Genomic DNA, 3,690 nt, shown 5'->3' with positions numbered 1-3,690 from the left:
GCGCACGACCCGGAGGCCACCGCCGCCGTGATGTTCACCAGCGGCACCACGGGACCCTCCAAGGGCGTCGCCGTCTCCCACCGCGCGATCCGCACCAACGCCGCCCAGTTCGGCGACGCCCACCGCATCGGGGCCGCTTCCGTCGTCCTGTGCCATCTGCCGATCGTCTCCCCGATGCACATGAACGCCGCCGTACGGGCCGGCGCCTGCCAGGTGTTCTGCCCCGACCCCGCCATCGAGGCGTCCCTCCAAGCGGCCCGCGAGCACCGCGCCACCCACTACTACAGCCTCCCGGTACGGCTGACCCGCCTGGCCACCGCACCGGAGTTCGCCGACGTCCGCCTCCCGGACCTCACCATGGCCGCGGCCGGCAACCAGACCCTCGCCCCCCGTGTCCTCGCCGCCCTCTCCGCGCGCCTGGGCGTCCCCGTCTTCCAGGGCTACGGACTGACCGAGTCCACCCATCTCGCGCACACCGACGGGCCGGTGGACCCGCGCCCCGGCTCCGTCGGCCCGCCCGTCACCGGCAGCACCTCCCGCGTCGTCGACCTCACCACGGGAGCGCCCCTGCCACCCGGTGAGCCGGGCGAACTCCAGATCCGCGGCCCCCAGCTGATGACCGGCTACACCAACCGCCCCGACCTCAAACCGTTCGACGCCGACGGCTGGTTCGCGACCGGCGACGTCGGCTACCTCGACGAGGACGGCTACCTCTACGTCCTCGACCGCCTCGCCGACGTCTTCCACCACGACGGGCGGCTGATCGCCCCCTCGCTCCTCGAACGCCGCCTGGAGGAGCACCCGGAGATCACCGAGGCCGCCGTGGTGGACCGCCCGGACGGCGACCGCGGCCGGGCCCCCGTCGCCCATGTCGTCACCACCGCCACCGACCCGGCGGACCTCGCCCGTGTCATCGCCGGGGTGAACGCCGGACTGGACCCGCACGAACACCTCCGCGAGGTCGTGCCCGTCACCGCCGTCCGCCGCTCCCCGACGAACGGGAAGGTGGACCGCAAGGCCCTGCGCGCGGAACTCCCCGGCGCCCGCACTCTCACCGTCTGACGCGCCCCGGTACGACGCGGAAATCCCCGGGGAACGGTGCGCAATTCCCCGGGGATGCGTACGCAGGACTGCCGGAGAACGGCCATGGCCTGCCCACGAAATCGGCGCCCTGCCGCCCCTCGCGGAAATACCGGGCAACAGAGGAAGAAACGCGGCGGAATTCGCCGCCCGGCCCCGGACGCTCAACCTGCCGGCAGAGCCGCCGCGTTCTCCCGCGTACGCCACAGATACACCACGTCCCGCCCGAACGACCACACCAGCGACGCCAGCGCGAGCGCCACCGCGGCGGCCGCCACCGGGGGCGGGGCGATCCGGGCGCCCGCCGCGACCAGGACGACGCCCTGGAGCGCGGCCACCGCCTTGCGCGCCGTGCTCGGCGGCAACGGCGCCCGCAGCCACGGCAGTACCCACGACGCGGCCACGAAGACGTACCGCATCGCCCCGATCGCCACCACCCACCAGCCCAGCGACCGCGACACGAACACGGAGAGCACCAGGATCAGGAACGCGTCGACCTCCATGTCGAACCGCGCGCCCAGCGCCGTCGCCGTCCCGGTGCGCCGCGCGACCTGCCCGTCCACCGCGTCCAGCGCCAGCGCCACCGAGGCCAGCGCCACCAGCAGCGGCACCGGCACCCGCTGTCCGAACGAGTCCGCGACCAGCGCGGTGACACCGCCGACCAGCGCGGCCCTGGCCAGGGTGACGCGGTTGGCGGCGCCGAACACCCGGGCCCACGGCCGGCGCGGCACCAGCGTCAGCACGGCCCAGGTGCCCACCGCGAACGCCGCCCCCGCGACCCACCCCGCGGGCCCCGCGCCGACGGCGGTGCACAACGCGGCGAGCAGCGCCAGATGGACCCCCAGTCCGACGGTGGTCTCCCGCCCCCACGCCCACGCGTCGTACCTGCCAGGTAACGCCACTGCGCCTCCCTCCGACCGTGCGACCGGACCGTATGGCACGGCCGATAAGTGCCGCGTATGGTATCCGCTGGAATCGCCCGAGCGCGTTTTCCGGCAGCGTGAACGCTCACCCGAATACCCAGGAGGATGTGGATGCGGCGCACCGCCCGCGCGTTCTGGCTCCGTTCTCCGGGGCACGGGGAAATCCGCACGGTCGGCCTTCCGCGACCGGGGCCCGGTGAGGTCCTGGTCCGTACGCTCCACACCGCGGTGAGCCGCGGAACGGAAACCCTCGTCTTCCGCGGCGAAGTCCCCGAGAACCAGCGCACCGCAATGCGCGCCCCTTTCCAGGAAGGGGAATTCCCCGGCCCCGTACGCTACGGCTATCTCAACGCCGGGATCGTCGAGGAGGGCCCCGCCCCGCTCGTGGGCCGCACCGTCTTCAGCCTCTTCCCGCACCAGACCCGCTTCGTCGTCCCCGCCACGGCCGTCACCCCCGTCCCCGACACCGTCCCCGCCTCCCGCGCGGTCCTCGCCGGCACGGTGGAGACCGCCGTCAACGCCCTGTGGGACGCCGCGCCCCTGATCGGCGACCGGATCGCGGTCGTCGGCGGCGGCATGGTCGGATGCAGCGTCGCCGCCCTCCTCGCCCGCTACCCGGCCGTCCGCGTCCAGCTCGTCGACAGCGACCCGGCGCGCGAGGCCACCGCCCGCGCCCTCGGCGCCGGCTTCGCGCTGCCCGTCGACGCCGCGGGGGAGTGCGACCTCGTGGTGCACGCCAGCGCCACCGAGGCCGGACTGACCCGCGCCCTCGAACTCCTCGGCCCCGAGGGCACGGTCGTCGAACTGAGCTGGTACGGCGACCGGCGCGTCAGCCTGCCGCTGGGCGAGGCGTTCCACTCCCGCCGCCTCGTCGTCCGCAGCAGCCAGGTCGGCGCGGTGTCCGCCGCCCGCCGCGCCCGCCGGGGCTTCACCGACCGGCTCGCCCTCGCCCTCGACCTCCTCGCCGACCCGGCGTTCGACGCGCTCATCACCGGCGAGAGCGCCTTCGACGACCTGCCCGGGGTGATGCCGCGGCTCGCCGACGGCACCCTCCCGGCACTGTGCCACCGCATCCGCTACGACGACCCCGACTGAACCGCCACCCGCCCCGACGCCCTCTGGAAGGTGCACCGTTGTTCAGCATCACCGTCCGCGACCACCTCATGATCGCCCACAGCTTCCGGGGCGAGGTCTTCGGCCCCGCCCAGCGCCTGCACGGGGCGACCTACCTGGTGGACGCCACGTTCCGCCGCCCGGAACTCGACGCCGACGGCATCGTCGTCGACATCGGCCGGGCGACGGAGGAACTCGGCGCCGTGGTGGGCGCGCTGAACTACCGCAACCTCGACGACGAAGAGGACTTCGCCGGGATGAACACCTCCACCGAGGCCCTGGCCAAGGTCATCGCCGACCGCCTGGCCGACCGGGTGCACGCCGGAAACCTCGGCGAGGGCGCCCGCGCGCTCGCCGGGATCACCGTCACCCTGCACGAGTCGCACATCGCCTGGGCGAGCTACGAGCGCGCCCTGTGAGCCCTGCCGACGCCCCGCCGGTCCACCTCGTCCTGCCCGAGGGCGTCGCCGACCCGGCGGCCCCCAGCGGCGGCAACGTCTACGACCTGCGGATGTGCGAGGAACTCCCGCGCGCCGGCCGCCCGGTGCGCCCGCACACCGCCCCCGGCACCTGG

4 protein-coding genes are annotated in these 3,690 nt (G+C 74.4%); 3 read left to right on the top strand and 1 reads right to left on the bottom strand.

What is annotated here, in order from left to right; all coding sequences use genetic code 11:
• On the top strand, positions 1 to 1,062 hold a 1,062-nt coding region (locus AC51EU_RS28470), incomplete at its 5' end, for a class I adenylate-forming enzyme family protein (RefSeq protein ID WP_496269963.1).
• 182 nt (positions 1,063 to 1,244) lie between these two features.
• Here the strand turns inward: AC51EU_RS28470 and AC51EU_RS28465 are convergent.
• Positions 1,245 to 1,982: a CDP-alcohol phosphatidyltransferase family protein gene (locus AC51EU_RS28465; RefSeq protein ID WP_496269962.1), complete on the bottom strand. Its 738-nt coding sequence runs from the start codon at positions 1,980 to 1,982 to the stop codon at positions 1,245 to 1,247.
• A 132-nt stretch (positions 1,983 to 2,114) separates the two neighbouring features.
• Between AC51EU_RS28465 and AC51EU_RS28460 the strand changes: the two genes are divergently transcribed.
• The gene (locus AC51EU_RS28460) at positions 2,115 to 3,098 is read left to right on the top strand and encodes a zinc-dependent alcohol dehydrogenase (RefSeq protein WP_496269961.1); all 984 of its coding nucleotides are present in this window, start codon (positions 2,115 to 2,117) and stop codon (positions 3,096 to 3,098) included.
• Between the two features lie 38 nt (positions 3,099 to 3,136).
• Positions 3,137 to 3,535, top strand: coding sequence for a 6-pyruvoyl trahydropterin synthase family protein (locus tag AC51EU_RS28455; RefSeq protein ID WP_496269960.1), 399 nt, complete (start codon positions 3,137 to 3,139; stop codon positions 3,533 to 3,535).
• Positions 3,536 to 3,690: the final 155 nt, after the last annotated feature.

This window comes from Candidatus Streptomyces philanthi (genome assembly GCF_059553635.1).
The sequence above is the reverse complement of the archived record's forward strand: the minus strand, read 5'-3'. Positions and strand labels throughout refer to the sequence as shown.